A 26,783-nucleotide genomic window follows, 5' to 3' on the forward strand; every position below is an offset into this window, starting at 1 on the left:
ATGACCCGTACCCGCATCCGCGTGGCGGGGGCCGCCGCGCTGGCGGGGGCGACGCTGCTCGCCCTCTCCGGCTGCGGCAAGGCCGACATGACCAAGCAGGGCTCGCCCTTCCAGGCGGCGGGCGGCCAGCGCTCCGTCACCCTGTCCGTACAGACCTGGGTCGGCGCGCAGGCCAACGTCGCGGTCGCCAAGTACCTGCTCGAACACGAGCTGAAGTACCACGTCGACACCGTCCAGGTGGACGAGATCCCGGCGTGGGACGCGCTCAGCCAGGGCCGGGTGGACGCCATCCTGGAGGACTGGGGCCACCCGGACCAGGAGAAGCGGTACGTCAAGGACAAGAAGACGATCACGGCGGGCGGCGGCAACGGTGTCACCGGCCACATCGGGTGGTGGGTGCCCAAGTACTGGGCCGACAAGCACCCGGACGTGACCGACTGGAAGAACCTCAACAAGTACGCCGACCAGCTCCGCACCTCGGAGAGCGGCAGCAAGGGCCAGCTGATGGACGGCTCGCCGTCCTACGTCACCAACGACAAGGCGCTGGTGAAGAACCTCAAGCTGGACTACGAGGTCGTCTTCGCGGGTTCCGAGGCGGCGCAGATCACCCAGATCCAGCAGTTCGCCAAGCAGAAGAAGCCGTTCCTGACGTACTGGTACGAACCGCAGTGGCTGTTCAACCAGGTGCCGATGGTGGAGGTGAAACTCCCCGAATACACCGACGCCTGTGCGGAAAAGGGCGCCCATGACCCCGCGTCCATCGACTGCGCCTATCCGACGACGCCGCTGCAGAAGTTCTTCAACACGGAATTCGCCGAGGGCGGCTCCGACGCCGCGGCGTTCCTGAAGAATTTCCACTGGACGAAGGAGAACCAGAACGAGGTCTCCGAGATGATCGCCGCCAAGGGCATGTCGGCCGACGAGGCGGGCAAGGCCTGGGTGGAGAAGCACCCGGAGGTCTGGAAGAAATGGCTGCCGAAGAAGTAGCCGAGCGGTTCCCCGCGGGATAGCCGAGCGGCCGCCCATCGGACAGCCGAATGGCTGCCCGGGAGGCCGCCGCGGGAACGCCACGGGCCGGGCGGGTCTGTCTTCGGGCAGACCCGCCCGGCCCGTTCTCCTTCTCAGGGTCCACCGGTCGCGGCACCGGCGTCCGGATAATCGAGGGCATGCCCTCCACGCCGCCGACGGCCCGGCCGTACGACGCCGCCGCTCCCCGCCGACGCAAACGGCGCCGCCTGGCCGTCCTCTTCGAAATGGCCGTGGCGCTCGGTTACCTCGGCCTCGTGGGGCCCTATTCGTTCGGCTGGTTCGGGCTGCTGCCCGCCGAGACGAAGGTGGCCCTGTGCGCCGCGGCGGCGGTGCTGCTGCCCGTCCGGCGGCGTCACCCCGTCACCGTCCTGCTGGTCCTCGCCGCGTTCGCGGGCGCCCTGCCGGTCGGCGGCATGCTGACCGCCCTCGTCGCCTACGACGCGATCCGCCGTACGGACGACCCGCGCCGCCGTACCGCCGTCCTGCTCACCGCCACCGTCATCCCCGTGCTCACCGCCGTCGCCGGCACGGTCGGCACCGCGTACGAGAGCTGGAGCCTCGGCTTCGCGCAGGGCGCCGTGGTCGGCGGCGTCGGCATCCTGATCCCCGGCCTGGTCGGCAGCTCACGCGGTCAGCAGGAGCGTCTGGTGGTGGCCCTGCGGGAGCGGGCCGCCGCCGCGGAGGAGGCCCGCCGGCTGATCGACAGCGCGTCCCGCGTCGAGGAGCGCTCCCGTATCGCCGCCGAGATGCACGACCTGGTGGGCCACCGGCTCAGCCTGATCTCGCTGCACAGCGGCGGCCTGGAGATGGCGCTCGCCGCCAAGGCGCCCGAGCTGAAGGAGGAGGCCGCACAGGTCCGGGTGGCCACCCGGGACGCCATGAACGAGCTGCGCGGGGTCCTCGGCGTCCTCGGCCCGCTGGGCCGCGACACCGGCACCGAGGCGCTGACCGACGCCACCGGCACCCGCGCGGACATCGCGGCGCTCGCCGAGGAGTCCCGGGCCGCGGGCATCCCCGTCGCCGTCCGCTGGCAGGGCGCCGACCTGGACGGACTGGAGCCGCGGGTACGGCGCGCCGTGCACCGCGTGGTGCGCGAGGCGCTGACCAACGTCCACCGGTACGCGGCCGGCGCCTCCGTCGAGCTGGCCGTCGAGCACACCGCCGAGCGGGTTCGGGTCACCGTCCGCAACGAAGCGCCCCCGGAGCCGCCGGAAGCCACCACCGGGCTCGGCACCGGCCGCGGCCTGACCGGCCTGCGGGAGCGGGTGGGCCTGCTCGGCGGCGAGCTGCGGACCGGGCCGACCGGGGCGGGCGGCTTCCTGGTCGAGGCGACGGTGCCCGCCCATCCGGACCCCTCCACGGCGTCCGCCGGGCAGCCGGACGCCTCGCCCGCCGCCCTGGCCGCCGGGGAACGGCGGGTCCCCGGCGCACTGCCCGGCGTCCTGCGGCACCTGCCCGGTCTGGCGACCGGATGCCTCGGGCTGGTCGGGGTGGGCACGATGCTGGCGCTCGGCCTGATGCTGGTGCAGGAGTCCCGGACGGCCCAGGAGCCGCCGCCCCCGCGCGAGGTCCACGTCGGCATGACGCGGACGGAGGTCGAGAACGCCAGCGCCTTCGACAGCGGCCTCGCCCGCGCCGCCGCGGCGGGCCGCGAGCCGCCCCGGCCGAGCGGTACGCAGTGCATGTTCCCGTACACGAGCGACGATCCCGTGGACGGCCGCATGGAGATCACCCGGTACTGCTTCCGCAATGACGTGCTGGTCGAGATGGAGAAGTTCTGGCTGCCGGCCGCGCCCTGATCACGATGTCTGCACACCGGCACCCCACCGGCCCCCGGTGCCGCTACCGTTCGGCCAGGCCGACGGCCGATGGCCGACGGCCGTCAGCCGCCGGTTGCCGGCCGTCGAGGGGAGCGACATGGCCGTGGAGGCCTGGCACGCGTACGTGCTCCGGTACCGTCTTCAGCGAGTACGTGCCCGGACGCTCGCAGACCTGGGCCCGGGTCGTCGTCGCCGCGGGCACCGCCGCCTTCATGGGGCCGGGCACCGGGCGCGTGGCGCTGCCCGCTGCACGGCCTGGGGCGGTGCGCGGCTCGGGGCGGACGAACCGGCCGCGGGCGCGGAACCGGCGCCACGGCCCGACGCGCGGATCACCCGGGGCATGGCCGAGGCGCTGCGGGCCGGTGTGGGCGGGGTGCCGGGCTCGCTGCGCGAGGAGCCGGGCGGGGAGTACAGCTTCGGCGTGACCATGGAACCGGCGGAGGACGGCCCGGTGGCGCCGCCCGGTTAGTGTGGGCGCATGAGCGATCTCCACGGTGCGCGCGCCGCAGGGCCCGTCCGCGTCCTCCTCGCCGACGACGAGGAAATGATCCGGCACGGCGTCCGGCTCATCCTGCGGCACGCCGAGGACATCGACGTCGTCGCGGAGGCCGCCAACGGTGCCGAGGCGGTCGAGCTGGCCGCCCGGCAGCCGGTCGACGTGGCCCTGGTGGACATCCGCATGCCGGTGCTGGACGGCCTCGCGGCGATCGAACAGCTGGTCCGGCTCGACCCGAAGCCGCAGGTCGTCATGCTCACCACGTTCGGCGACGAGGAGAACGTCACCCGCGCCCTCCAGGCCGGCGCGAGCGGCTTCCTGCTCAAGGACGAGGGGCCGCAGGAGCTGATCAGCGCCGTACGGGCGGCGGCGGCCGGCGACGCGGTCCTCTCGCCCGGTGTGACCGGGCACGTCGTCAAGCGGATGCTCCAGGGCGGCGGCCGGCTCGGCGCCGGGAACGCCGACGCACGGCTCGCCGGGCTGACCGACCGGGAGCGGGAGGTGCTGGCGATGCTCGGCGAGGGACTGTCGAACCTGGAGATCGGCCGCCGGCTGGAGATCGGCCTGGGCACGGTCAAGACGCACGTCGGGCGCATCCTCGACAAGACCGGCACCGAGAGCCGGGTACAGGCCGCCCTGCTGGCCCACCAGGCGGGGCTGGCGGGCTGAGGCCCCGCATCCGAAGCGCGGCGGCTCAGGCCCGCCAGTCGGCGAGGTCGAGGGCGTATTCGACGTCGCCGTGCTCCGCCCCTTCGATGGGGTCGGGCCACTCCTCGTGGAACGTACGGACGTACCGCAGTCCCGCCTTTTCCATGACGCGCCGGGACGCGGTGTTGACCGCCATGGTGGTGCCCATGACGCGCCGGGCGCCGCACACGGTGAAAGCGGCGCGGACCAGTGCGCGGGCGCCTTCGGTGGCGTAACCGTGGCCCCAGGCCGACGGCAGCAGCCGGAATCCCAGCTCGACTTCCCCGGGATTCCCCCGGTTCGCCGGTACGAGTTCGAACCAGCCGAGGAATTCCCCGGTGTCCGCTTTCTCCGCCGCCCGGTAACCGAGCATGTTCCGGTGGCCCTGCCGGGCCAGCATGACCGGCAGCGTCCTTTCCAGGACTTCCGCGCGCGGTACGGGTTTTCCGTCGCCGAGGAAACGCATCACGTCCGGATCGCCGTGCAGCGCGACGAGGTGCGGTGCGTCGGCCTCGGTCAGCCGGCGCAGCCGCATCCGGGGCGTCCGCAGGTCATGTGCCGCAAAAATCTCCATGGTGCGCGCAACCCCTCGTCGGTGGCCCTGCGTGGGGCACAGGCATAGTAGACACGCCCCCGGCCGGGGGCAGGCCTTTTATCCCGCATGACCGGACGCACCAGGGGGAATTCGCTCCATGCCTGCCATACGCCGTACCGCCGCGGCCGCCGCCGCGGTGGTCACGCTGCTCGCCGCCGTCACCGCCTGCGGCCCCGGCGACGACAAGGCCGCCGCCGCGCCGGGGAGTTCGGCCGGGGCCGGGCACCAGGGAGGCGGGGCGGGCCAGGACGCGGGCGGCCCCGAACTGCCCAACGGCCTGCCGTCCACCCTGGACGACCTGAAGAAGTGGCAGAAGGGCGGCTGGCAGGACTGGGACCGGTGGTCCCGCAAGGCGTCCGAGTTCGCCAACCCGATCATCAAGGACCTGTGGAACCCGTCCCGGATGGCCGAGGCGAAGACCACGCCGGACGTCACCGCGCAGAGCGCCGGTACGGCCGACGGCGGCACCGACCCCGAGCCGCGCCCGGTGCAGGCCCGGCAGGTGGCCCGGCCGTACCACCAGCACATGGCCCCCATCGGCAAGATCATGTTCGACAGCCCGCAGGGCCCGATGGTCTGCTCCGGCACCGTCGTCGAGGACCCCGCGCACCCGGGCAGGTCCAACCTGGTGTGGACCGCGGGCCACTGCGTGCACACCGGCAAGCGCGGCGGCTGGATGCGCAACATCGTCTTCGTGCCGTCCTACAACGACCAGGGCCTGCCGATGAGCCAGGTCGGCCGGGCCCCGGCCCAGGAAGTCGCGCCGTACGGGGTGTGGTGGGCGAACTGGGCCACCACGTCCGGCGAGTGGATCGACATGGGCAGCACCCGGTCCGGCAACGCCGGGTCCGCGTACGACTTCGCCGTGCTGCACGTCCGGCCGGAGCGGGGCGGCGGCACGTCGCTCCAGGAGACCGTCGGCGCGGCGCTGCCGGTGTGGTTCGGCGCCCCGTCCGCCGACCGCATCAACGGCCTCCAGGCGTTCGGCTACCCGGCCGCGCCCCCGTACGACGGCGCGCGCATGATGAACTGCCCGGCCCGCCCCGGCCGCCTCACGATGGCCCCGGGCACGCCCGCGATGCACCGCATCGGCTGCACGATGACCGGCGGCACGTCCGGAGGCGGCTGGTTCACCAATCGGGGCGGCCGTACGTACCTGGTCTCCAACAGCTCCATCGGCTCGCTGAACCACACCTGGCTGGCCGGCCCGCACCTGGGCGCGGAGGCGAAGCGGGTCTTCGACGGGATCAGCCGCAAGTTCGCGTGAACGCGGGCCCCGCTGTCCCACCCGGCCTCGTCCGGTTCTCGTACCGGGAGCCAGGTCAGGCGTCCGTCGGCCCTGGTGGGTACATGGGTTCCAGTACGAAGACGGGGATCACGCGGTCAGTCGCCTCCTGGTACTCGGCGTACGGCGGATAGGCGGCGACCGCACGCTCCCACCACGCGGCCTTCTCCTCCCCGCCGACCTCACGCGCCGTCATGTCCTGGCGCTTCGGCCCGTCCTGGAGCTCCACGTGCGGATTGGCCTTGACGTTGAAGTACCAGACAGGATGGCGCGGATAACCGCCCTTCGACGCCACGGCCGCATACCGTCCCTCGTGTTCCACGCGCATCAGGGGAATCTTGCGGATCTTGCCGCTCTTCGCGCCGCGGGTCGTGAGAATGACGACGGGCAGGCCCGTGTCCCACAGCGTCGTCCCCTGCGTGCCGCCCGAACTCTCGTACAGCTCGACCTGGTCGCGCACCCACTGCGCCGGGCTCGGCCCGTACTCGCCCTCAAGAGGCATCGCGGTCACCCCATCGTCGCTCGCGGCTTGCGGATGATGTCGCGCCGTTCACCACACGCCTCCCCACCAGGTCAGATGGCGGTGTGCCGGGCGAACTCGACGAGTCCGGCCCAGGCGTCGGGGTGCAGGGTGAGCACCGGTCCGTCCGGGTTCTTGGAGTCGCGGACGGGGACGATGCTGTGGGTGGGGAGGAGGTTGGTGGCGACCTCTATGCACTGGCCGCCGTTTTCGCTGTACGAGGACTTGAACCAGCAGGGTGAAGCGGTGGTTATGGGGCGCCCCTTCGTAACTGCTCGGTACGGCCACGGACAGCGCTTGGGAGCGCGCGCTGGGAGGCCGTCAACGGGCGTACCCGCCCGCTTGCTCGGACGAAACATGGGGTCACACGAAAGCCCCGCCACTACGGTGCGGAAGTGGCGGGGCCCGAGGTCAGATGGCGGAGTTCCGGGCGAACTCGACCAGGTCGGCGAAGGCGCCCGTGCTGAGCGTCATGACCGGCCCGTTGGGGTCCTTGCTGTCACGGACGGGGACCAGGCCGTGCGAAGCGGCAAGGTCGGCGGCGACCTCTATGCATTGGCCGCCGTTGTTGCTGTACGAGGACTTGAACCAATGGAAAGTTTCGGTGGTCACGGGGTGCCCTTTCGAAGCTGTTCGACCAAGGCTACGGACGCCGACTGTGAGAGGGCTCCGGCCTGCAACTGATGGTAGGCCGTCATCAGGGGCAGTACCGAGGTGCATTCTCCTTCGAGATGCCCCCGCTGGGCGGACTCCGCGTACGACACCAACGAGCGGTTGGCCAGCGTCAGGATCGTAACCGGCAGGTCGAACGGCCTATCTGTCCCCATGGTGAATGGAGCCACCTGGAAGATGGTGTTGGGCAGGTTGGCGAAGCCGATCAGCCGCGCCAACTGGGCGTCCATCACAGCAGGCTCGCCGACGGGACGACGTAGACAGCTCTCGTCCAGCACCGCCAACACCAGCGGCGGGGGCGTCCGCCGCAACACGGCTTGACGTTCGGAGATGAGCGAAACCCGCTCCTCCGCCTGCTCGGCCGTAATCATCCCTCGCCGGACAGCACTCTTGGCAAGGGCAGCTGCGTACCCCTGTGTCTGAAGAAGCCCAGGTATGACGCCGACTTCGTACAGACGGATTTCCGCCGCGCGCCCCTCGTGCCCCACAAACTCCGGGAAACCCTCCAGCAATGAACCGTGCTTGATCTCCCGCCACTGCCGCTCGAAGGTGTCCGTTGTTCCCTCGGTGCCGAAGGCGCGATCAGCGCTACGTGAAAAGCGCAAGGTTGGAATCTTCCGACCGGTTTCGACGGCTGAGATGTGCGTACTGGAGTACCCCATCCGCTCGGCCAGGTCTTCCTGCTTCCATCCGTGGCCCTCGCGCAAACTGCGCAGACGCGCCCCGAAGGCTGCCTGCGGACTGCTGTCCGGGTTCAACTCCTTGCGATTCAAGGGGTCACCGCCAACTCTTCTGCCGGACCTGACACGTTGATCGGTTCCCGACTCTAGGTCACCCTGAATCCCGCCGGTAGTGGAACCATTACGGAAAGGAGCGATCCTTGCCCCGGAAGAGTGACTCTGAACAGAACGCCGGACGGGAACACCTCACTCGGCTTATGCGCTCGCGCGGGCGCGACGGCGTGCTTCTTGTGCCTACCAGTGGTGACGGTGATGCCGTCTTCAACTCACCCCGATCCGAAGGGCGTTCCATGTCCCATCCCGACCCTGCCCCAACGCGTCTGGAGATCCAGATCACCGGTATCCGGAAGCACGTCGCCGCGTGCGTCACCGAAATCGACGGCGCGGAGTGCGGTGCCCGCTCCGCCGTCTGGGACACCCCCATGCCGGCGAACGGCTGGATGCGCGCCCACGCGGCGGAGAGCGGGCACAAGCGGTTCGTGAAGCACACGGAGGAGCCCGTCAGCGTCTTCACCAAACCCGCCGCCACCCGGCACTGACCCGCCGGGTCAGGCGATCCGGCGCCAGTGCTGGGCCGCGTCCTTGCCGTTCTTGTCCTCGCGGACGACGACGCCCAGCTCGGCCAGGTCGGCCCTGAGCTGCTCCGCGTCCTCCTTGTTGCCCTTCTTCAAGGCGTGTGCGCGGGCCTTGAGCAGGGCGTGGGCGGCGTCGGACAGGTCGGGCTGGCCCGCCACCCAGCGGCGGAAGTCGGCGGCGTACGGGTCGCCGTCCGCCTGCCACGGGTACCCGTGCCGCTCGAATGCCGCCGCGAACCGCTGCGCGTCGAAGTCGCCGCGCAACCGGGCCAGTTCGGCGGTGTCGTGGCCGAGCAGCACCAGGCTCTTGCCGTCCTGGAAGACCGCGGCGGTCGCGTCGCGCGGCACCGTGCGGGTGACGCCGTCCACGGTCAGGACGGCCTGGCCGGGCCCGATGACGCCGGTCACGTACTCCCGGTCGGCGAGGAACGCGAGCGCCAGGCCCAGGAGCGCACCGACGGCCAGGGCGCCGATCGACGCCTGCGGTTCGGGCAGGGACGCGACCAGCTTGAACGGTCCTTGCAGCGGCGCCCAGGGCAGTGACGCCACCCAGCCCGCCGCCCTGCTGAGCAGCCACAGCGCCCCCGCGCCCAGGACGGGGAAACCGGCCCACAGCAGGGCGCGTTCGCCGGTGGTGGGGCCGACGGTGGTCCGGTCGGCCGGGCGCGGGGCCTTGGACGCCGGGGTGTCGAAGGACATCGGGCCGGTTCTCCCTCTGGTGCGGGGCGGGTGCGGTGGGTGGGGTCAGGCGGGTGACGGGGACGGCCCGTCGGCGGGTTCCGCGTGGGCGGGGGTCCGTTCCCGGTCGGTCGGCTCCTCGGGCGGTTCCTGGCCCGTCGGCCCCTGGCCCGCCGGTTCCCGGCCGGTCAGCCAGGCGACGATGCGCCGCAGCTCGGCCGCGTGCGCCGCGGGGTCGAAGCCCGGATCGCCGGAGGTGAAGTAGGCGCCGTCGATCAGGTTCTGGATCCAGCCGGCGACCCGGGCGGGCGGGAAGGCGAGCTGCCCTCCCGCCGCGGCGAGCCGTCCGGTCAGGGTGTGCAGCGCGTCCCGGATCTGCGCGGTGTCGGCGACGACCAGCCGGGCGAACTCCTCGTCGCGGTTGGCCTGGAGGACGGCCGCGACGGCGAGGCCGGGCGCCAGCGGGTCGGCCAGGTCGGCGAGGAGGTGGTCCAGCAGCAGGTCGATCCCGTCGTCCGGCCGGTCCGCGGCGAGCGCGCGGGCGCACGCCTCGGCGTTGCGCGGCACATCGTCGCCGAACAGGGCGTGGAAGATGTCGCGCTTGGTCGCGAAGTAGTGGAAGAGCGTGCCGGAGCCGATCCCGGCGGCGCGGCAGATGCGGGCCGTGGACGTGCCGTCCACCCCGTGTGCGGCGAACTCGGTGGCCGCGGCGCGCAGGATGTGGGCCCGCTTCCGGGCGTGCTCTTCGGGGTTGACGGTACGCATCACCGCAATAGTAGAGCAGCTGCTCTAGTAAAGCCAGAGATCGTCAACCAAGGGTTGACGATGGGAGCGGCGTCAACTTACGGTTGACGCATGACGGAACCCACGCGCAGTACCCCGATCCGCCTCGACGACCTGATCGAGGCCATCAAGAAGGTCCACACGGACGCGCTGGACCAGCTCAGCGACGCGGTGCTCGCCGCGGAGCACCTCGGCGAGGTCGCCGACCACCTGATCGGCCACTTCGTGGACCAGGCACGGCGCTCGGGCGCCTCCTGGACGGAGATCGGCAAGAGCATGGGCGTCTCCAAGCAGGCGGCCCAGAAGCGGTTCGTGCCGAAGACGCCCGGCGAGGCGTCGGACCTCGACCCCAGCCAGGGGTTCGGCCGGTACACGGAGCGCGCCCGCAACGTGGTGGTGACGGCGCAGAACGAGGCCCACGCCGCGGGCAACCCCCAGATCGGCACCGTGCACCTGGTGCTCGGCCTGCTGGCCGAACCGGAGGGCCTCGCCGCGCGCGCGATCGTGGCGCAGGGCGTGACGCTGGACGCCGTACGGCAGCGCGCGGCCGAGTCGCTGCCGGAGGCGGCCGGGGAGATGCCCGCCCTGATCCCGTTCGACGCGCAGGCGAAGAAGGCGCTGGAACTCACCTTCCGCGAGGCCCTGCGCCTGGGGCACAACTACGTCGGCACCGAACACATCCTGCTCGCCCTGCTGGAACTGGAGGACGGCACGGGCCTGCTGCACGGCCTCGGCATCACCAAGGCGGCCTCCGAGGCCGACATCACCGCGGCCCTGGCCGCGATCGTCGCGGCCAGGGAAGAAGGGAAGTGATCCCGGCCGGGCCGCGACGGCCCGGCCGGCCGGCGGCTCAGGCCGTGCGCAGCTCCTCCGCCATGGCCTGCACCGCCGTCATCGCCCGCCGGTGCAGCCCGCCCCCGAAGGTGACCCGGGACGCGCCCGCCGCGCCCAGTTCGCGCGGGGACGGGCCGCCCGGTACGGCGATGGCGTTGACCGGCAGCCCGATGCGGTCCGCCAGCTCCCGCAGGACCTCGGGCGGCGCGAGGATCGGGTAGACGCAGTCGGCGCCCGCGGCGGCGTACCGCAGCCCGCGGTCCACCGCCTCCGCGACCTGGGCGGCCAGGTCCGTACCGCCGCCGGAACCGGCCCGGCCGGGCAGGAACACGTCGATCCGGGCGTTGATCAGCAGCGCGTCGCCCGCCGCGGCCCGGATCTCCGCCAGCCGGTCCGCCTGCCGACCGGTATCCGTCAGCGTTCCCGTGCGGTGATCGCCGTCCTCGATGTTGCAGCCGACCGCGCCGGTCGCGGCGATCCGCTCCACCAGCTCCTTCGCGGGCAGCCCGTACCCGGCCTCCAGGTCAGCGGTCACCGGCACGTCCACGGCCCGTACGATCCGGGCGACCGCCGCGAACATCTCGTCCGGCGGTGTGCTGCCGTCCGCGTAGCCCAGCGACGCCGACACCCCCGCGCTCGGCGTGGCCAGGGCCGCGAACCCGGCCGCCGCGAAGATCCGGGCGCTTTCGGCGTCCCACGGGCCGGGCAGCACCAGCGGATCGTCCGCCGCCCGGCCGTGGTGGAGGGCGCGCAGGGCCGCCGCGGTCACGAGAGGCCGCCAATGGGCTGGCGGACCGCGACGTTGATGCGGTTCCACATGTTGATGGTGGTGATCAGGGCGATGAGGTGGGCGAGTGCGCGCTCGTCGAAGTGCGCGGCGGCGCGTTCGTAGACGGCGTCCGGCACGAAGCCGTCGGTCAGGACGGTGACGGCCTCGGTGAGGGCGAGGGCGGCCTGTTCCCTGGCGGTGTAGTGCCCGGTGGCCTCCTCCCAGGCGTTGAGGAGGTGGATGCGCTCCGCGGACACCCCGGCCTTCAGCGCGTCCGCGACGTGCATGTCGAGGCAGAACGCGCAGTGGTTGATCTGCGAGGCGCGGATCAGGACCAGTTCGGCGAGGACGTCGTCGCCCAGGCCCTTCTTCGCGGCGATGTGCGCGTTCAGCAGGGGCTGGTAGACCCCCGGGGCGAGCTTGTAGAAGTCGAGCCGGGGGGAACGGGCGGTGGTCGTCATCACGCCTGCCCCGGGGTCATACGGGTGGTCACACCGAAGCGGTTCCACGCGTTGATGGTGGTGATCAGGGCGATGAGCTGGGCGAGTTCCCGCTCCTCGAACTGGGCGGCGGCGCGCTCGTACACGGCGTCCGGCACGAAGCCGTCGGTCAGGACGGTGACGGCCTCGGTCAGGGCGAGGGCGGCCTGTTCCTTGGCGGTGTAGTGGCCGGTGGCCTCCTCCCAGGCGTTGAGGAGGTAGACGCGCTCCTCCGTCTCCCCTTCCTTGCGGGCCTCCTTGATGTGCATGTCGATGCAGAAGGCGCAGTGGTTGATCTGCGAGGCGCGGATCTTCACCAGGTGGACCAGGGCCGGGTCCAGGCCCTTCTTGGCCGCCGCGTCGAGGGCGACCATCGCCCGGTAGACCTCGGGCGCGTTCGGTGCGATGGCGATCCGGGGGTGGTGGTGCCCCGGTCGCGGGTTCTCGTTCGTCGTCATGGCAGTGACGCTACGCCTGCATTGGCGCACGGGTATGGTCCATTCCCATGGACGAATCGTGGGCCACTTTCGGTCGCGACCTGCACCTCGACCTCGCCGGTTCCGGCGGCGTCCGTGCCTCCCTGATGCGGGCCCTGCGCGAGGCCGTGCGGACGGGACGGCTCGCGCCCGGTACCCGCCTGCCCTCCTCCCGCTCGCTCGCCGCGGACCTCGGCATCGCCCGCAACACCGTCGCCGACGCGTACGCCGAGCTGGTCGCCGAGGGCTGGCTCAGCGCCCGGCAGGGCTCCGGCACCCGCGTCGCCCGGCGCGCCGAACCGCTGCGCCCCGCCCCGCCGGCCCGGCGCACCGCCCCCGTCCGGGTGCCCGGCCGTCCGCGCTACGACCTGCGGCCCGGCACCCCCGACGTCTCCGCCTTCCCGCGCGCCGCCTGGCTGGCCGCGTCCCGCCGCGCGCTCACCGCGGCACCCAGCGAGGCGTTCGGCTACAGCCCCCCGCTCGGCCGCCCGGAGCTGCGCACCGTGCTCACGGACTACCTGGCCCGCGCCCGCGGCGTACGGACCGACCCGGAGCGCGTCCTGATCTGCACCGGCTTCATGCAGGGCCTCGGCGTGCTCGCCCGCGCCCTGCGCGACGCGGGCGTACGCGGGATCGGCACCGAGGCGTACGGTCTCGGCTTCCACCGCGACGTGCTGGCCCGCGCGGGCCTGCGCCCCGTTCCGCTGCCGGTCGACGGGTACGGCGCGGACACCCACCGGCTGCCGGACCTGCCGGGCGTACGGGCCGTCCTGCTCACCCCCGCGCACCAGTTCCCCACCGGCGTACCGCTGCACCCGGACCGCCGCGCCGCCGCCATCGACTGGGCGCGGTCCAGCGGCGGCCTGGTCCTGGAGGACGACTACGACGGCGAGTTCCGGTACGACAGGCAGCCTGTGGGAGCCGTGCAGGGACTCGACCCCGACCGCGTCGTCTACCTCGGCACCGCCAGCAAGAGCCTGGCCCCGGCGCTGCGGCTGGCCTGGATGGTGCTGCCGGACCACCTCGTGGACCCGGTCCTCGCGCTCAAGAACACCGGCGAGTGGCAGACCGCCGCGCTGGAGCAGCTGACGCTGGCCGAATTCCTCGCCTCGGGCGCGTACGACCGGCACGTGCGCGGTATGCGGCTGCGCTACCGGCGCCGCCGCGACCAGCTCGTCACCGCGCTGGCCGAGCAGGTGCCGCACATCCGGGTCAGCGGCATCGCGGCCGGCCTGCACGCCGTCCTCGAACTCCCGCCCGGCACCGAGCAGTCCGTCATCCAGGCCGCGCGCTGGCAGGGCCTCGCTCTGGAGGGGCTGAGCACTTTCGGGCACCCCGCCACCCCGGAAGGGGGCGGCGGTACGCCGCGCGACGGACTGGTCGTGACGTACGGCAGGCCGCCGGACCACGCGTTCGCGGGGGCACTGGAAGCGCTGCTACGGGTGCTCCCGCCCGCCCCGTAGGCCGCTCGCGGTGGGCTCCCCGGCCACATCGGCGGGCGCCGCCGCCCCCGGCACCTCCGGTGCCTCGCCGAAGCGGGCCAGCGCCAGCGCGCCCAGCACCGCCAGCGCGAACCCGGCGAAGCCCAGCGGCGCCAGCCCGGCACGCGTACGGTCGCCGAGCCAGACGACGCCGACCAGCGCGGGCCCCAGCGTCTCGCCGATGACCATGCCCGCCGTGGCCGCCGTCACCGAGCCGCGCTGGAGGGCCGAGGTCAGCAGCAGGAAGGCCGCGCCACCGCCGACGAGCAGGGCGTACGTGGCGGGGTTGGACACCAGGGACGTCGGCGCCAGGTCGGGAACCAGCCGTACGGCGACCTCCACGACACCGAAGCCGAACCCGGCGCCGAGCCCCAGCGCCGCCGCCCGCGCCCGGTCGGGCAGCCGCCCGGCGAACGCGCCCCACACCAGGATCGCCAGCGCGACGGCCAGCACACCGAGGCGCAGACCGGTGGAGCCCGCCCCCGTCCCCTCCGCACCCGAGGCGAGCCCGAGCAGGGCCAGTCCGCCGCAGACCACCACGACGGCGGTCCACTCGGCGCGGCTGAGCCGGACGTGCAGCAGCGGCACGGCCACGACCGCGGTCACGGCGAGGCTGGCGGCGAGGGCCGCCCCCACCGCGTAGATCGGCAAGGAGCGCAGCGCGACCAGTTCGAGGAGGAAGCCGCAGCCGTCCAGGGCCAGGCCGAGCAGGTAGCGCCACTCGCGCAGCACGCGCAGCAGCAGTCTGGGGTCCACGCCGGACCCGGAGCCGGTCCCGGGCGCGGTGGCGCGGGCCGCCACCGCCTGGAGGACCGACGCCGTACCGAAGCAGACCGCCGAACCGAGCGCACAGAACATCCCAATCAGCACACATCGACTGTAGGCGGACGGCCTGCCACGGGCCCGTTGCGGCCTTGCGGGCCATGGCCTTTAGGCTGACCTGGCTGAAAACCGTTGCCACGGATGTACGGGGGAAGACAGGGATGGCAGAGCAGACGAAGGCCCGGCGGCGGCTGCGGTCGAGCACGGTGATCCTGGGCGGCATGGGCGCCCTCGCGGCGGCGCTCACCTCCTGCGGCTCGGAGCCGGACAAGCGGTGCGTCGACCGCAACAGCTACGACGCGGTCAAGGGCTACCGGGTCATCGACTCGAAGGCGTGCAGCAGCAGCGGAAGCGGGTCGAGCGGGACCGGCAGCACGGGCGGCACCGGCGGCGGTTCGTCGTCCGGCAAGAACAAGGGCACCGCCGGGCGCGGGCAGAAGACCGACGGCCAGTGGTACTACGGCTCCGACGTGAACGGCCGGTACGCCGACTCCGGCACCTTCAGCAAGAGCACCGCCGTCAACCGCGGCGGCTTCGGCTGCTCCGGCTCCAGCGGCGGGTGACGGCGGTGCGGACGGAAAGCACCCCGGCCGGGGGAGCCGCCACATGAAGCGGCACCCGGCACGGCCGCGCCCCGGCTGGCAGGAGACCGTCGAGGCGCAGGGCCTGATCTACCCGCTCACCCGCTACCCGGACGGCTCGCTGCGCCCGTACTGGGACGAGAGCGCGTACTACTCCTTCACGCTGCCCGAGGTCGAGGCGCTGGAGGAGACCGTCGAGGAACTGCACGCCATGTGCCTGGCCGCCGCCGCGCACATCGTCGAGCACCGGCGCTTCGCCGACCTGGGCATCGACGACCCGCGGCTGGCGGACCTGGTCGCCGAGTCCTGGCGCCGGCGCGCCGAACTGCCCACGCTCTACGGGCGGTTCGACCTGCGGTACGACGGCACCGGGCCCGCCAGGATGCTGGAGTACAACGCGGACACGCCGACCTCGCTGGTCGAGGCGGCGGGCCCGCAGTGGTTCTGGATGGAGGAACGGTTCCCCGGCGCCGACCAGTGGAACTCGCTGCACGAGCGGCTGGTCGAGGCGTGGCGCAAGCAGGCCGAGCTGCTGCCGCCGGGCGCGCCCGTGCACTTCGCGCACTCGGCGGGCGACGAACTGGGCGAGGACCTGATGACCGTCGCCTATCTGGAGGAGACGGCGCGGCAGGCCGGTCTGGAGACGGTGGCGATACCCGTCGAGGAGATCGGCTGGGACACCCTTTCCGGCCGCTTCGTGGACCAGCGGCTGCGCTTCATCCGGGCCTGCTTCAAGCTCTACCCGTGGGAGTGGCTGGCCACGGACGAGTTCGGGCCGCACGTCCTGGACACCCTCGACAACGGCGGCGGCACCGGCAGCACGCTGTGGATCGAGCCCGCCTGGAAGATGCTGCTGTCCAACAAGGCGCTGCTCGCGATCCTCTGGGAGCTGTACCCGGGCCACCCGAATTTGCTGCCCGCCTACCTGGACGGACCGCGCGAACTGGCCGACGGGCCCGGGTACGTGGCCAAGCCGCTGCTCGGCCGCGAGGGCGCCGGTGTCACCGTCCACCGGCCCGGCGCGGCCCCCGTCGTCCGCGACGAGCCGTGCTGCTACCAGGAGCTGGCCCCGCTGCCCGACTTCGACGGCAACCGGGTGGTGCTCGGCGCGTGGGTCGTCGAGGACGAGGCGGCGGGGCTCGGCATCCGGGAGTCGGCGGGGCTGGTCACGGACGAGTACGCCCGCTTCCTGCCGCACGTGATCCTGTGAGGCGCGCCCCGTAGCGGCGGACGGTCAGGCGTCCAGTACGGCCCGCAGCTGGTCCAGCCCCCAGTTCAGGTCGTCCTTGCCGATCATCAGCGGGGGCGCCAGCCGGATCGTGCTGCCGTGGGTGTCCTTGACCAGCACGCCGCGCTCCATGAGCCGTTCGGAGATCTCCCGGCCCGTGCCCAGGGCCGGGCTGATGTCCACCCCGGCCCACAGGCCGCGCCCGCGCACCGCGTCCACCGCGCCGCCGCCCGCCAGCAGCCCCAGCTCGTGGTGCAGGTGCTCGCCCAGCTCCCGGGCGCGCTGCTGGTACTCGCCCGTCCGCAGCATCGCCAGGACCTCCAGCGCCACGGCGCACGCGAGGGGGTTGCCGCCGAACGTCGAGCCGTGCTCACCCGGCCGGAACACGCCCAGCACCGCGCGCGAGGAGACCACCGCCGACACCGGCACGATGCCGCCGCCCAGCGCCTTGCCCAGCACGTACACGTCCGGCACGACGCCCTCGTGCTGACAGGCGAAGTCGGTGCCGGTGCGGCCCAGACCGGACTGGATCTCGTCCGCGATGAACAGGACGCCGCGCCGGCGGGTCAACTCCCGTACACCCGGCAGGTAACCGGGCGGCGGGACCAGCACACCCGCCTCGCCCTGGATCGGTTCGAGCAGCACCGCGACCGTGTCGTCGTCCACCGCGTCCGCCAGCGCCGCCAGGTCGCCGTACGGGACGATCTCGAAGCCCGGGGTGTACGGGCCGTAGTCGGCACGCGCCTCCGGGTCGGTGGAGAAGGAGACGATCGTGGTCGTCCGGCCGTGGAAGTTGTTGTCCGCCACCACGATCTTCGCCCGGCCGTCCGGGACGCCCTTGACCCGGTAGCCCCACTTGCGCGCGGTCTTGACCGCCGTCTCGACGGCCTCCGCGCCGGTGTTCATCGGCAGCACCATCTCCATGCCGCAGAACTCGGCGAGCCGGGCGCAGAAGTCGGCGTACCGGTCGTGGTGGAAGGCGCGCGAGGTGAGGGTCACCCGGTCCAGCTGCGCCTTGGCCGCCTCGATCAGCCGGCGGTTGCCGTGGCCGAAGTTGAGCGCCGAGTACCCGGCGAGCATGTCCAGGTAGCGGTTGCCCTCCACGTCCGTCATCCAGGCCCCCTCGGCGGAGGCCACGACGACGGGGAGCGGGTGGTAGTTGTGCGCGCCGTGGGCCTCGGCGACGGCGATGCTGCGTTCCGTGGACGTCGTAGGGGTCACCGTTGACTCCGTTCGGTATGCGGGCGTTTCCGGGCGAAGAGATCCCGTTGGGCGGACGGTATGCGAAGAAAGGTTGCGCCGCACACCCCCCGATAGACTGGCTTCGCGCACCGCGACTGGCGTACGGGGAAGCGACCCCGAGGGAGCGGCGCGCGGCCGTCGGGAGACGGCCGACACCACGAGGTGCCGCCCGCCTGGGTACCCCGGGAGCACGACCGGAAAGCCGTACGGACCGATCGCCCCGGAGGACCCCGTGAGCCATCCCCTGCCCCACCCCGCCCTCGCCGCCGCCGACCCCGAGCTGGCCGCCCTGGTCGGTGCCGAAGAGCGCCTCCAGGCCGAGACGCTGCGCCTGATCCCCTCCGAGAACTACGTGTCCACCGCCGTGCTCGAAGCCACCGGCACCGTCCTCCAGAACAAGTACAGCGAGGGGTACGCGGGCCGGCGCTACTACGAAGGCCAGCAGAACATCGATCGTGTCGAGCGGCTGGCGATCGACCGCGCCAAGGCCGTCTTCGGCACCGAGCACGCCAACGTCCAGCCGTACTCCGGCTCGCCCGCCAACCTCGCCGTCTACCTCGCCTTCGCCGAGCCCGGCGACACGGTCATGGGCATGTCGCTGCCGATGGGCGGCCACCTCACGCACGGCTGGGGCGTCTCCGCCACCGGCACCTGGTTCCGCGGCGTCCAGTACGGCGTACGGGCCGACACCGCCCGGATCGACTTCGACGAGGTGCGCGACCTCGCGCTCAAGGAGCGCCCGAAGCTGATCTTCTGCGGCGGCACGGCCGTGCCGCGCACCATCGACTTCGCCGCCTTCGCCGAGATCGCCCGCGAGGTGGACGCCGTCCTGGTCGCCGACATCGCGCACATCGCGGGGCTGATCGCGGGCGGCGCCCACCCTTCGCCGGTGCCGCACGCCGACGTCATCTCCACCACCACCCACAAGACGCTGCGCGGCCCGCGCGGCGCGATGCTGATGTCCCGCGAGCAGTACGCGAAGCCGCTGGACAAGGCGGTCTTCCCGGGCCTCCAGGGCGGCCCGCACAACCACACCACCGCCGCCATCGCGGTCGCCCTCCACGAAGCCGCGCAACCGTCCTTCCGCGCCTACGCGCACGCCGTCGTCGCCAACGCCCAGGCGCTCGCCGAACAACTGCTGGCCCGCGGCTTCGACCTGGTCTCCGGCGGTACGGACAACCATCTGATCCTGATGGACCTCACGCCCAAGGAGGTGCCCGGCAAGGTCGCCGCCAAGGCCCTGGACCGGGCCGGGATCGTCGTCAACTACAACACCGTGCCGTACGACCCCCGCAAGCCGTTCGACCCGTCCGGCATCCGCATCGGCACCCCGTCGCTGACCTCGCGCGGCCTGGGGACGGAGCACATGCCGCAGATCGCGGAGTGGATCGACCGGGGCGTCACCGCCGCCGGCGCGGGCGACGAGGCGGCGCTCACCGCGATCCGCGCCGAGGTCGCCGAGCTGATGAGCGGCTACCCGGCGCCGGGGCTGGTGGGCGACCCGGCCTGACCGGGCCCCCGGGGCGGACCGGCCGGTCCGCCCCGGCTCGCGCCACCCCGTACGCCCGGCCCGGCGCCCGGTGCCCCCGGTGCTGCCCGGTCGGGCACCGGCCCCGTCCGCGGACCTGAGACAATGCCTGTCATGGCTCTCGACTGTCCGCGTGTACTCTCCGGCATCCAGCCCACCGCCGGCTCCTTCCACCTCGGCAACTACCTCGGCGCCGTCCGCCAGTGGGTCGCGCTGCAGGAGTCCCATGACGCCTTCTACATGGTGGTGGACCTGCACGCGATCACCGTCCCGCAGGACCCGACGGCACTGCGCGCGAACACCCGGCTCGCCGCCGCCCAGCTGCTGGCCGCCGGCCTCGACCCGGAGCGCTGCACCCTCTTCGTCCAGAGCCACGTCCCCGAGCACGCCCAGCTCGCCTGGGTCATGAACTGCCTGACCGGCTTCGGCGAGGCCGGCCGGATGACGCAGTTCAAGGACAAGTCCGCCAAGCAGGGCACCGACCGCACCAGCGTCGGCCTGTTCACGTACCCGATCCTGCAGATCGCCGACATCCTGCTCTACCAGGCCCACCAGGTCCCGGTGGGCGAGGACCAGCGCCAGCACATCGAGCTGACCCGGGACCTCGCCGAGCGCTTCAACGGCCGCTACGGCGACACCTTCACCGTCCCCGCGCCGTACATCCTCAAGGAGACCGGCAAGGTCTACGACCTCCAGGACCCGGCGGTCAAGATGAGCAAGTCGGCGTCGACGGCCAAGGGCATCATCAACCTCCTCGACGAGCCCAAGGTCTCCGCCAAGAAGATCAAGAGCGCGGTCACCGACACCGACACGGTGATCCGCTACGACGCCGAGGCCAAGCCGGGCGTCTCCAACCTGCTGACGATCTACTCGACGCTCACCGGCGAGTCCATCGCCGACCTGGAGAAGAAGTACGAGGGCAAGATGTACGGCGCCCTCAAGACCGACCTCGCGGAGATCATGGTCGAGTTCGTCACACCGTTCCGGGACCGTACGCAGGAATATCTGGACGACCCCGAGACGCTGGACTCGATCCTGGCCAAGGGCGCCGAGAAGGCCCGTGCGGTGGCCGCCGAGACGCTGGCCACGGCCTACGACCGGATCGGGTTCCTGCCCGCCAAGCACTGACCGGCCGGGCCGGGGCCGGCGCGCCCCGGCCCGCCCGTGTGCCAGGGCCATCGGTCCCGGACGCGGCGGGACCGAGGACGGTCGCCGCGGGGCCGGACCACCCGGCACACTGGCATCCGGGGACATCGACAGCTTCAGGAGGGAGAACGCAGTGGGGACCGTAACGCTCGGCGTTTCGATCGCGGTCCCGGAGCCGTACGGCAGCTTCCTCCAGGAGCAGCGTGCGGGCTTCGGCGACCCGCACGCACACGGCATCCCCACCCACATCACCCTCCTGCCGCCCACGGAGGCCCGCGCGGAGGACCTGCCCGCCATCGAGGAGCACCTCGCCGAGGTCGCCGCGGGCTTCGCGCCCTTCCGGCTGCGCCTGGAGGGGACGGACAGCTTCCGGCCGTTGTCCCCGGTGGTTTTCGTCAAGCTGGCCGAGGGCGAGGCGGAGTGCACCGTCCTCCAGGAGCGGGTGCGCGCCGCGTCCGGGCCCTGCGCCCGCGAGCTGCAGTTCCCCTACCACCCGCATGTGACCGTCGCCCATGGGATCTCCGAAGAGGCCATGGACGAGGCGTTCGTGGCGCTCAAGGACTTCGAGGCCGCCTGGACGATCGACGGCTTCGCGCTGTACGAGCAGGGGGCGGACGGTGTGTGGCGGCTGGAGCGGGAGTACCCGTTCGGGGCGCCCGCCTCCGGGGTGCCGCGCCAGGCGGACCTGTCCCGGCCGCCGACGCCGACCTGCTAGGCCCCGGCGGGCGGTCCGGCCGTCGGTGCCGACCTGCTGCTGGGCCCGGGCGCTCCGCCGCCGGTGGGTGTCAGACCGGCAGTCTGCGGAAGATTGCCCGTGGCATATGCCGCAGGATGGCCATGACCGGCCGCAGCGCTCCCGGCACCCACACCAGCTCGCTCCGGCGCCGCAGCCCCGTCTCGACGGCCTCCGCGACCGCCTCCGCCGTCGTGGCCAGCGGCGCGGGCCGCATCTCCGCCGTCATCTTCGTCCGCACGAACCCGGGCCGAACCACCATCACGTGCACGCCCGTGCCGTACAGCGCGTCCCCCAGCCCCTGCGCGAACGCGTCCAGCCCGGCCTTGCTGGAGCCGTACACGAAGTTCACCCGCCGCGTCCGCTCGGCCGCGACCGACGAGAGCACCACCAGCGAACCGTGCCCCTGGACGCGCAGCGCCCGGGCGCAGACCAGGCCCGCCGAGACGGCGCCGGTGTAGTTGGTCTGCACCACGCGCACCGCCGCGGCCGGGTCCGCCTCGGCGCGCTCCTGGTCGCCCAGCACGCCGAAGGCCAGCAGCACCATGTCGATGTCGCCCTCGGCGAAGACCTTGCCGAGGGCCTCCTCGTGGCCGCCGGTCTCCAGCGCGTCGAAGGGCACCGTACGCACGTCGGCGCCCAGCGACCGCAGCTGTCCGGCCGCGTCCTCCAGGGAGGGGGAGGGACGGCCCGCCAGCCAGACGGTACGGGCGCGGCGGGCGACCAGGCGGCGGGCGGTGGCGAGGGCGATCTCGGACGTGCCGCCGAGGATCAGGAGGGACTGGGGGGAGCCGAACGCGTCCTTCATGGGAATCCTTTCCGGAACGGGCCGGGCCGGGCCGGGCCGGGCCCGGGCCCGGGTCACAGGGCGAGGCGGCGCGAGAGGTCGGAGGTGAAGATCCCGCGCGGGTCGAGGCGTGCGCGCAGCGCGCGGAACTCCGGCGCGCGCGGGTACATGGCGTCGACCAGCTCCGGCCGCAGCCGGGCGTCCTTGGCCAGGTAGACCCGGCCGCCCGCCGCGGCCACCGCCTCGTCCAGCTCGTCCAGGAAGGCGCCGAGGCCGGGCAGCCCGGCCGGGATGTCCAGGGCCAGCGTCCACCCGGCGGCCGGGAACGACAGCCACCCCGGCCCGCCCGCGCCGAACCGTTTGAGCACCGCCAGGAACGACGGGCAGCCGCGCGCCGCGATCCGCTCCACGATGCGCCGCAGCGTCTCCTCGGCCCCGTGGCCCACCACGAACTGGTACTGCACGAAGCCGCCGCGCCCGTAGACCCGGTTCCAGTGCGGCACCCCGTCCAGCGGATGGAAGAACGCGGAGATGCGCTGCAGCTCGCCGGTCCGGCGGCGGGGCGCCCTGCGGTACCAGAACGCGTTGAACAGGCCCACCGACCGCCGCCCGAGCAGCCCGTCCGGCAGGCCGCGCGGAGCGGGCGGCAGCCGGCCGGGGCGGAAGGCGAGCGGGGCGCGGCGGGCGCGGGCGGGCAGGGCGTCCAGCGGCGCGTGGTCGCCGCGGGTCAGCACCGCGCGGCCGGTCGCCGCGCCGCGCGCCAGCAGGTCGATCCAGGCGACCGAGTAGCGGTAGCGGTGGTCGGTGGCGGCCAGCCGGGACAGCAGGTCGTCCAGGTCCGCCGTGCGTTCGGTGTCCACCGCCATCAGCGACGTCCGTACGGGCAGCAGGCCGACCGTCGCGGCGAGGACCACTCCGGTCAGCCCCAGGCCGCCGGCGGTCGCGTCGAAGAGGTCCGCGCCGGGCCGCACCGTGCGCACCGCGCCGTCCGCCGTGAGGAGTTCGAAGGACCGCACGTGCCGGGTGAAGGAGCCCGCCACGTGGTGGTTCTTGCCGTGGATGTCCGCGCCGATCGCGCCGCCGACCGTCACGTACCGGGTGCCCGGCGACACCGGCACGAACCAGCCCAGCGGCAGCAGCACCTCCATCAGCCGGTGCAGGCTCACCCCCGCGTCGCACTCCACGGTCCCCGCCTCGCCGTCGAAGCGGCGGATGCGGTCCAGGCCGGTCATGTCCCAGATGTCACCGCCCGCGTTCTGCGCCGCGTCCCCGTACGCGCGCCCCAGCCCCCGCGCGATGCCGCCGCGCGCCCCGCACCCCCGCACCGCCGCCACGGCCTCGTCGTACGAGCCGGGGCGGACCAGCCGCGCGGTGGCGGGGGAGGTGCGGCCCCAGCCGGTGACCGAGGCGGTGCGGAAACCGGCCGGGCCGGTGGACGACGCCATGCCAGCGACCGTAATGCGGCAGATGTGCCGATGAGCGGCTGCCCGGCCGTCCCCCGCACGGAAAGAGTGATTAATGGGGTGGATGGGCTAATCGCGGCGACAGGGCACGCGGGACGCCGGAGAGTCGGAAACGGAGCCCCGATGGGCTTGAGGGATAGGCGTCGGGCGGGCCGTACGAAGCGGGCGGCCCGCCCGGCGGGCCGGCCCGAACCGGATCGAGGTGACCCCGCTGTCCCCGCAAGAGATGGATCACCGCCTGCTCGCCGCACTGCGCGCCTGCGGGTGTGACGCGCGGGTGGCCGCCGTCGCCCGCGCCCTCTCGCACGGCGGCGAGCACGGAGCGCTCTGGCTCGCCGCCGGGCTGGCGGGCGCCGCGGCCGACCGGTCCCGGCGCCCCGCCTGGCTCCGCGGTACGGCCCTGACCTGCGGTGCCCACCTGCTGAGCAGCGGCCTCAAGCGCGTCGTACGCCGCCGTCGCCCCCACCTGCCCGGCCGCGCGCCCCTCGTACGGACCGCGAGTCCGCACTCCTTCCCCAGCGCCCACGCCACCTCCGCGACCGCCGCCGCCGTCGCTCTGGGCGCCCTGCGGCCGGTGGGCGCGGTGCTGTCCGTGCTGGCCGGGGCGGTGTGCCTGGCGCGGGTGGTGGCCGGTGTGCACTACCCGTCGGACGTGGCGGCGGGCGCGGCGCTGGGGGCGCTCACGGCGTGCGCGGGAGGCGGACGCGGTCACCTCTTGCGCTGGGGGCGCCGGTGACCGAGCGCACCGCCGTACTGGAGGAGCCGCCCGGCCCCGGAGCCGCCCCCGCCGCGCCACCGGGCCCGCGGGCCCGCGCGCTCGGTCTGCCCCTCGGCCTGCTGCGCACCGCCCGCCCCCGCCAGTGGGTCAAGAACCTCCTGGTGGCAGCCGCCCCGGCCGCCGCCGGCGACCTCCTCCTCCACCGGACCCTGCTCCAACTCCCGCTTCTCTTCCTCCTCTTCACCGCCGCCGCGGCCGCCGTCTACCTCGTCAACGACGCGCGGGACGCCGCGGCCGACCGGGCCCACCCCGACAAGTGCCGTCGCCCGGTCGCCGCGGGCGAGGTCCCGGTGCCCGTCGCCTACACCGCCGGGGCCCTGCTCGCCGCCCTCGTCCCGGCCGCCGCCGCCGTGCTGTGCAACCCGGCCACCGCCGCCCTGCTCGGCGGGTACCTCCTCATGCAGCTCGCCTACTGCGTCGGCCTGAAGAACATCCTGGTCATCGACCTCGTCGTGGTCACCACCGGCTTCCTGATGCGCGCCATGGCCGGCGGGCCCGCGCTCGGCATCCCGCTGTCCCGCTGGTTCCTGATCACCGCGGGCTTCGGCGCGCTGTTCATGGTCGCCGCCAAGCGCTATTCCGAAGCGCTCCAGGCGGCGCGGGACGAGCGGCCGGACCGGGGCGAGACCCGGGCCCTGCTGCGCGAGTACAGCGACGGCTACCTGCGCTTCGTGTGGCAGCTGGCGGCCGGCGGCGCCGTCCTCGCGTACTGCCTGTGGGCGCTGGAGAGCGGCGGCACACCGGCCGGCCTCCTGCCCTGGCGCCAGCTGTCCATGATCCCGTTCATCCTCGCCGTACTGCGCTACGCGGTCTTCGCCGACCGCGGGACGGCCGGCGCACCGGAGGACGTCGTGCTGCGGGACCGCCCGCTGGCCGTCATCGGGCTGGTGTGGACCGGGCTGTACGCGATGGCCGTCGCGGACGTGTGAACGAGAGCGAGTGCCGCAGCGATGGCCCCCGGACCCGCCCGGCACCGGCCGCCGGGCCGCCGCCTGCGCGCCCTGGCCCCCGAACTCCTCGGCTTCGCGGTGGCCGGCTCCTTCGCGTACGCCGCCGACCTGGCCCTGTTCGTCTGGCTGCGCGGCCCGGCCGGCCTGGACCCGTTCACCGCCAAGTCGCTGTCCTTCCTGGCGGGCTGCACCGTCGCGTACGCCGGGAACGCCGTCGGCACCTACCGTGCCCGGACCCGCCCCGCACCGCCTGCGTACGCGTACGGAGGAAACGCCGCCCGCGCCCGTACCCCCGCCTCCGTACGCCTCCGCCGGTACGCCGTCTTCCTCGCCGTGAACCTCGCCGGTGCCCTGGTCCAGCTCGCCTGCCTCGGCGTCTCGCGCCACCTACTCGGCCTGACCTCCGCGACGGCCGACACCGTCGCGGGCGCGGGCGTCGGCATGGCGCTGGCAACGTGCCTGCGTTTCTGGGGTACGCGGACGCTAGTCTTCCGCCACGCGGGCGACATACCTGTACGAATGGTGTCGAAGGCTGACGAAGGGTAGGCGGGGACCATGGAATGGCTGAGCAAGTTGCCGGTCATCGGCCCGGCGGTGTCCTGGCTGATGACGACCCACCTCTGGCGGGCCTACGAACGCATGCAGCACGTGCACTGGACCCGGCTGGCCGCCGCCATCACGTTCACCAGCTTCGTGGCGCTCTTCCCGCTGCTGACGGTGGCCGCCGCGATCGGCGCCGCCCTGCTCAGCGAGCGGCAGCTGCACGACCTCCAGGCGAAGATCGCCGAACAGATCCCGGGCATCTCCGGCCAGCTCGACCTCGGCGGACTGGTCGAGAACGCCGCCACCGTCGGCATCATCGCCGCCGTGGCCCTGCTGTTCACCGGCGCCGGCTGGGTCGAGTCGCTGCGCGACTGCCTGCGCGCCGTCTGGGAGAAGGAGGACGAGGACACCAACGTCTTCGTCGCCAAACTCAAGGACGTCGCCCTGCTGCTCGGCCTCGGCGGCACCGCCCTGGTCTCGCTCGCCTGCTCCGGCTTCGCCACCGCCGCGGTCGGCAAGGCGGCCGACGCGCTGGGCCTCGCGGAGGGCGGCGTCGGCAGCGTCCTGCTGTCCGCCGCGGGCTTCTGCATCGCCGTACTCGCCGACTTCCTGCTCTTCGCCTACGTCCTGACCAAGCTGCCCGGCGTCCACCCGCCGCGCCGCGCCGTCATCACCGCGGGCTTCATCGGCGCCATCGGCTTCGAGCTGCTGAAACTCCTCCTCAGCGGCTACCTCAAGGGCGTGGCCGCGAAGAGCATGTACGGCGCCTTCGGCACCCCCATCGCCCTGCTCCTGTGGATCAACTTCACCGCGAAGCTGGTGGTCTTCTGCGCGGCCTGGACGGCGACACAGCGGTGCGACCCGGAGTCGGCGCGGAAGTCGCTGGACTGCGACGAGGGGGCCGGGGCGAAGTCCGCTCCCGCGACGGGGCCGGGGAAGCCGCCGGGCGACTCGGGGGCGACGGCGCCGTGACGGGGCGGGGGAGGGGCCGGGGGCCGTACCTCTGAGCCCGGACCCCCCGGCCCCCCGGACCCCCGGCCCCCGGGCCCGCGCCCCCGCCGCC

31 protein-coding genes are annotated in these 26,783 nt (G+C 73.2%); 17 read left to right on the forward strand and 14 right to left on the reverse strand.

Features of this window, described 5'->3' with window-relative positions:
* From ACH4FX_RS18340 to ACH4FX_RS18355, 4 genes are all read left to right on the forward strand, one after another.
* Positions 1-987, forward strand: a complete 987-nt coding sequence (locus ACH4FX_RS18340) for an ABC transporter substrate-binding protein (RefSeq protein ID WP_398480095.1) — start codon at positions 1-3, stop codon at positions 985-987.
* Positions 988-1,166: 179 nt separating this feature from the next.
* A complete protein-coding gene (locus ACH4FX_RS18345) occupies positions 1,167-2,828 on the forward strand; it encodes a sensor histidine kinase (RefSeq protein ID WP_398480097.1) in 1,662 nt (553 codons plus the stop codon).
* Positions 2,829-3,189: 361 nt separating this feature from the next.
* Positions 3,190-3,318 (forward strand): hypothetical protein, encoded by a 129-nt coding sequence (locus tag ACH4FX_RS18350; protein ID WP_398480099.1) that lies wholly within the window; start codon positions 3,190-3,192, stop codon positions 3,316-3,318.
* 9 nt (positions 3,319-3,327) lie between these two features.
* The gene (locus ACH4FX_RS18355) at positions 3,328-4,014 is read left to right on the forward strand and encodes a response regulator (RefSeq protein WP_398480101.1); all 687 of its coding nucleotides are present in this window, start codon (positions 3,328-3,330) and stop codon (positions 4,012-4,014) included.
* Between the two features lie 25 nt (positions 4,015-4,039).
* Here ACH4FX_RS18355 and ACH4FX_RS18360 read toward each other — a convergent pair whose 3' ends face one another.
* Positions 4,040-4,606 (reverse strand): GNAT family N-acetyltransferase, encoded by a 567-nt coding sequence (locus ACH4FX_RS18360; protein WP_398480103.1) that lies wholly within the window; start codon positions 4,604-4,606, stop codon positions 4,040-4,042.
* Between the two features lie 118 nt (positions 4,607-4,724).
* On the opposite strand from ACH4FX_RS18360, the gene ACH4FX_RS18365 reads away from it, so the two are divergent.
* Positions 4,725-5,894, forward strand: coding sequence for a trypsin-like serine peptidase (locus tag ACH4FX_RS18365; RefSeq protein WP_398480105.1), 1,170 nt, complete (start codon positions 4,725-4,727; stop codon positions 5,892-5,894).
* 55 nt (positions 5,895-5,949) lie between these two features.
* On the opposite strand, the gene ACH4FX_RS18370 is transcribed toward ACH4FX_RS18365, so the two are convergent.
* The 4 genes from ACH4FX_RS18370 to ACH4FX_RS18385 all read right to left on the reverse strand — a co-directional run bounded on the left by ACH4FX_RS18370 (position 5,950) and on the right by ACH4FX_RS18385 (position 7,877).
* Positions 5,950-6,414: a nitroreductase family deazaflavin-dependent oxidoreductase gene (locus tag ACH4FX_RS18370; protein WP_398480107.1), complete on the reverse strand. Its 465-nt coding sequence runs from the start codon at positions 6,412-6,414 to the stop codon at positions 5,950-5,952.
* 71 nt (positions 6,415-6,485) lie between these two features.
* Entirely contained in the window at positions 6,486-6,686 is a 201-nt protein-coding gene (locus ACH4FX_RS18375; RefSeq protein ID WP_398480498.1) for a DUF397 domain-containing protein, read from the reverse strand.
* Between the two features lie 157 nt (positions 6,687-6,843).
* Positions 6,844-7,044 carry a DUF397 domain-containing protein gene (locus ACH4FX_RS18380; RefSeq protein ID WP_398480109.1) on the reverse strand — a complete coding sequence of 67 codons (201 nt, stop codon included), beginning with the start codon at positions 7,042-7,044 and terminating at the stop codon, positions 6,844-6,846.
* Positions 7,041-7,877, reverse strand: a complete 837-nt coding sequence (locus tag ACH4FX_RS18385; protein WP_398480111.1) for a helix-turn-helix domain-containing protein — start codon at positions 7,875-7,877, stop codon at positions 7,041-7,043. The genes ACH4FX_RS18380 and ACH4FX_RS18385 overlap by 4 nt, the downstream gene beginning before the upstream one ends.
* A 257-nt stretch (positions 7,878-8,134) precedes the next feature.
* Here ACH4FX_RS18385 and ACH4FX_RS18390 point away from each other — a divergent pair, with 257 nt between their 5' ends.
* On the forward strand, positions 8,135-8,383 hold the full coding sequence (locus tag ACH4FX_RS18390; RefSeq protein WP_398480113.1) for a hypothetical protein: 249 nt from the start codon (positions 8,135-8,137) through the stop codon (positions 8,381-8,383).
* A gap of 9 nt (positions 8,384-8,392) precedes the next feature.
* On the opposite strand, the gene ACH4FX_RS18395 is transcribed toward ACH4FX_RS18390, so the two are convergent.
* On the reverse strand, positions 8,393-9,118 hold the full coding sequence (locus ACH4FX_RS18395) for a hypothetical protein (protein ID WP_398480114.1): 726 nt from the start codon (positions 9,116-9,118) through the stop codon (positions 8,393-8,395).
* Positions 9,119-9,163: 45 nt separating this feature from the next.
* Positions 9,164-9,862 carry a TetR/AcrR family transcriptional regulator gene (locus tag ACH4FX_RS18400; RefSeq protein ID WP_398480115.1) on the reverse strand — a complete coding sequence of 233 codons (699 nt, stop codon included), beginning with the start codon at positions 9,860-9,862 and terminating at the stop codon, positions 9,164-9,166.
* A 90-nt stretch (positions 9,863-9,952) separates the two neighbouring features.
* On the opposite strand from ACH4FX_RS18400, the gene ACH4FX_RS18405 reads away from it, so the two are divergent.
* Positions 9,953-10,693 (forward strand): Clp protease N-terminal domain-containing protein, encoded by a 741-nt coding sequence (locus tag ACH4FX_RS18405; RefSeq protein WP_398480117.1) that lies wholly within the window; start codon positions 9,953-9,955, stop codon positions 10,691-10,693.
* A 37-nt stretch (positions 10,694-10,730) separates the two neighbouring features.
* On the opposite strand, the gene ACH4FX_RS18410 is transcribed toward ACH4FX_RS18405, so the two are convergent.
* The 3 genes from ACH4FX_RS18410 to ACH4FX_RS18420 are packed head-to-tail and all read right to left on the reverse strand — an operon-like array spanning position 10,731 to position 12,420.
* On the reverse strand, positions 10,731-11,483 hold the full coding sequence (locus tag ACH4FX_RS18410) for an isocitrate lyase/phosphoenolpyruvate mutase family protein (RefSeq protein ID WP_398480119.1): 753 nt from the start codon (positions 11,481-11,483) through the stop codon (positions 10,731-10,733).
* Positions 11,480-11,944: a carboxymuconolactone decarboxylase family protein gene (locus ACH4FX_RS18415; RefSeq protein WP_398480121.1), complete on the reverse strand. Its 465-nt coding sequence runs from the start codon at positions 11,942-11,944 to the stop codon at positions 11,480-11,482. The genes ACH4FX_RS18410 and ACH4FX_RS18415 overlap by 4 nt, the downstream gene beginning before the upstream one ends.
* The gene (locus tag ACH4FX_RS18420) at positions 11,944-12,420 is read right to left on the reverse strand and encodes a carboxymuconolactone decarboxylase family protein (protein ID WP_398480123.1); all 477 of its coding nucleotides are present in this window, start codon (positions 12,418-12,420) and stop codon (positions 11,944-11,946) included. The genes ACH4FX_RS18415 and ACH4FX_RS18420 overlap by 1 nt, the downstream gene beginning before the upstream one ends.
* A gap of 47 nt (positions 12,421-12,467) precedes the next feature.
* Between ACH4FX_RS18420 and ACH4FX_RS18425 the strand changes: the two genes are divergently transcribed.
* Positions 12,468-13,901, forward strand: a complete 1,434-nt coding sequence (locus tag ACH4FX_RS18425) for a PLP-dependent aminotransferase family protein (RefSeq protein ID WP_398480125.1) — start codon at positions 12,468-12,470, stop codon at positions 13,899-13,901.
* On the opposite strand, the gene ACH4FX_RS18430 is transcribed toward ACH4FX_RS18425, so the two are convergent.
* Entirely contained in the window at positions 13,875-14,777 is a 903-nt protein-coding gene (locus tag ACH4FX_RS18430) for a hypothetical protein (RefSeq protein WP_398480500.1), read from the reverse strand. The genes ACH4FX_RS18425 and ACH4FX_RS18430 overlap by 27 nt on opposite strands.
* Positions 14,778-14,902: 125 nt before the next feature.
* On the opposite strand from ACH4FX_RS18430, the gene ACH4FX_RS18435 reads away from it, so the two are divergent.
* Together ACH4FX_RS18435 and ACH4FX_RS18440 are read left to right on the forward strand one after the other, a co-directional pair.
* On the forward strand, positions 14,903-15,304 hold the full coding sequence (locus ACH4FX_RS18435) for a hypothetical protein (RefSeq protein ID WP_398480127.1): 402 nt from the start codon (positions 14,903-14,905) through the stop codon (positions 15,302-15,304).
* Between the two features lie 43 nt (positions 15,305-15,347).
* The gene (locus tag ACH4FX_RS18440; protein ID WP_398480129.1) at positions 15,348-16,532 is read left to right on the forward strand and encodes a glutathionylspermidine synthase family protein; all 1,185 of its coding nucleotides are present in this window, start codon (positions 15,348-15,350) and stop codon (positions 16,530-16,532) included.
* Between the two features lie 24 nt (positions 16,533-16,556).
* Here ACH4FX_RS18440 and rocD read toward each other — a convergent pair whose 3' ends face one another.
* Positions 16,557-17,771 (reverse strand): ornithine--oxo-acid transaminase, encoded by a 1,215-nt coding sequence (gene rocD / locus ACH4FX_RS18445; protein ID WP_398480131.1) that lies wholly within the window; start codon positions 17,769-17,771, stop codon positions 16,557-16,559.
* Positions 17,772-18,024: 253 nt separating this feature from the next.
* Between rocD and glyA the strand changes: the two genes are divergently transcribed.
* The 3 genes from glyA to ACH4FX_RS18460 all read left to right on the forward strand — a co-directional run bounded on the left by glyA (position 18,025) and on the right by ACH4FX_RS18460 (position 21,181).
* A complete protein-coding gene (gene glyA, locus ACH4FX_RS18450) occupies positions 18,025-19,302 on the forward strand; it encodes a serine hydroxymethyltransferase (RefSeq protein WP_398480133.1) in 1,278 nt (425 codons plus the stop codon).
* A gap of 132 nt (positions 19,303-19,434) precedes the next feature.
* Entirely contained in the window at positions 19,435-20,448 is a 1,014-nt protein-coding gene (trpS, locus tag ACH4FX_RS18455; RefSeq protein WP_398480135.1) for a tryptophan--tRNA ligase, read from the forward strand.
* Between the two features lie 151 nt (positions 20,449-20,599).
* Positions 20,600-21,181 carry a 2'-5' RNA ligase family protein gene (locus tag ACH4FX_RS18460; protein WP_398480137.1) on the forward strand — a complete coding sequence of 194 codons (582 nt, stop codon included), beginning with the start codon at positions 20,600-20,602 and terminating at the stop codon, positions 21,179-21,181.
* A 70-nt stretch (positions 21,182-21,251) separates the two neighbouring features.
* Here the strand turns inward: ACH4FX_RS18460 and ACH4FX_RS18465 are convergent, their stop codons facing one another.
* Both ACH4FX_RS18465 and ACH4FX_RS18470 read right to left on the reverse strand, forming a co-directional pair.
* The gene (locus tag ACH4FX_RS18465; protein ID WP_398480139.1) at positions 21,252-22,007 is read right to left on the reverse strand and encodes a decaprenylphospho-beta-D-erythro-pentofuranosid-2-ulose 2-reductase; all 756 of its coding nucleotides are present in this window, start codon (positions 22,005-22,007) and stop codon (positions 21,252-21,254) included.
* Between the two features lie 53 nt (positions 22,008-22,060).
* On the reverse strand, positions 22,061-23,431 hold the full coding sequence (locus tag ACH4FX_RS18470) for an FAD-binding protein (RefSeq protein WP_398480141.1): 1,371 nt from the start codon (positions 23,429-23,431) through the stop codon (positions 22,061-22,063).
* Between the two features lie 244 nt (positions 23,432-23,675).
* On the opposite strand from ACH4FX_RS18470, the gene ACH4FX_RS18475 reads away from it, so the two are divergent.
* The 4 genes from ACH4FX_RS18475 to ACH4FX_RS18490 are packed head-to-tail and all read left to right on the forward strand — an operon-like array spanning position 23,676 to position 26,692.
* Entirely contained in the window at positions 23,676-24,185 is a 510-nt protein-coding gene (locus ACH4FX_RS18475) for a phosphatase PAP2 family protein (RefSeq protein WP_398480143.1), read from the forward strand.
* Entirely contained in the window at positions 24,182-25,156 is a 975-nt protein-coding gene (locus tag ACH4FX_RS18480; RefSeq protein ID WP_398480145.1) for a decaprenyl-phosphate phosphoribosyltransferase, read from the forward strand. The genes ACH4FX_RS18475 and ACH4FX_RS18480 overlap by 4 nt, the downstream gene beginning before the upstream one ends.
* A gap of 21 nt (positions 25,157-25,177) precedes the next feature.
* On the forward strand, positions 25,178-25,723 hold the full coding sequence (locus ACH4FX_RS18485) for a GtrA family protein (RefSeq protein WP_398480147.1): 546 nt from the start codon (positions 25,178-25,180) through the stop codon (positions 25,721-25,723).
* Between the two features lie 9 nt (positions 25,724-25,732).
* Positions 25,733-26,692, forward strand: coding sequence for a YihY/virulence factor BrkB family protein (locus tag ACH4FX_RS18490; RefSeq protein ID WP_398480148.1), 960 nt, complete (start codon positions 25,733-25,735; stop codon positions 26,690-26,692).
* Positions 26,693-26,783: the final 91 nt, after the last annotated feature.

The sequence above is a fragment of the Streptomyces sp. NPDC018019 genome, assembly GCF_044327805.1.
GTDB lineage: Bacteria > Actinomycetota > Actinomycetes > Streptomycetales > Streptomycetaceae > Streptomyces.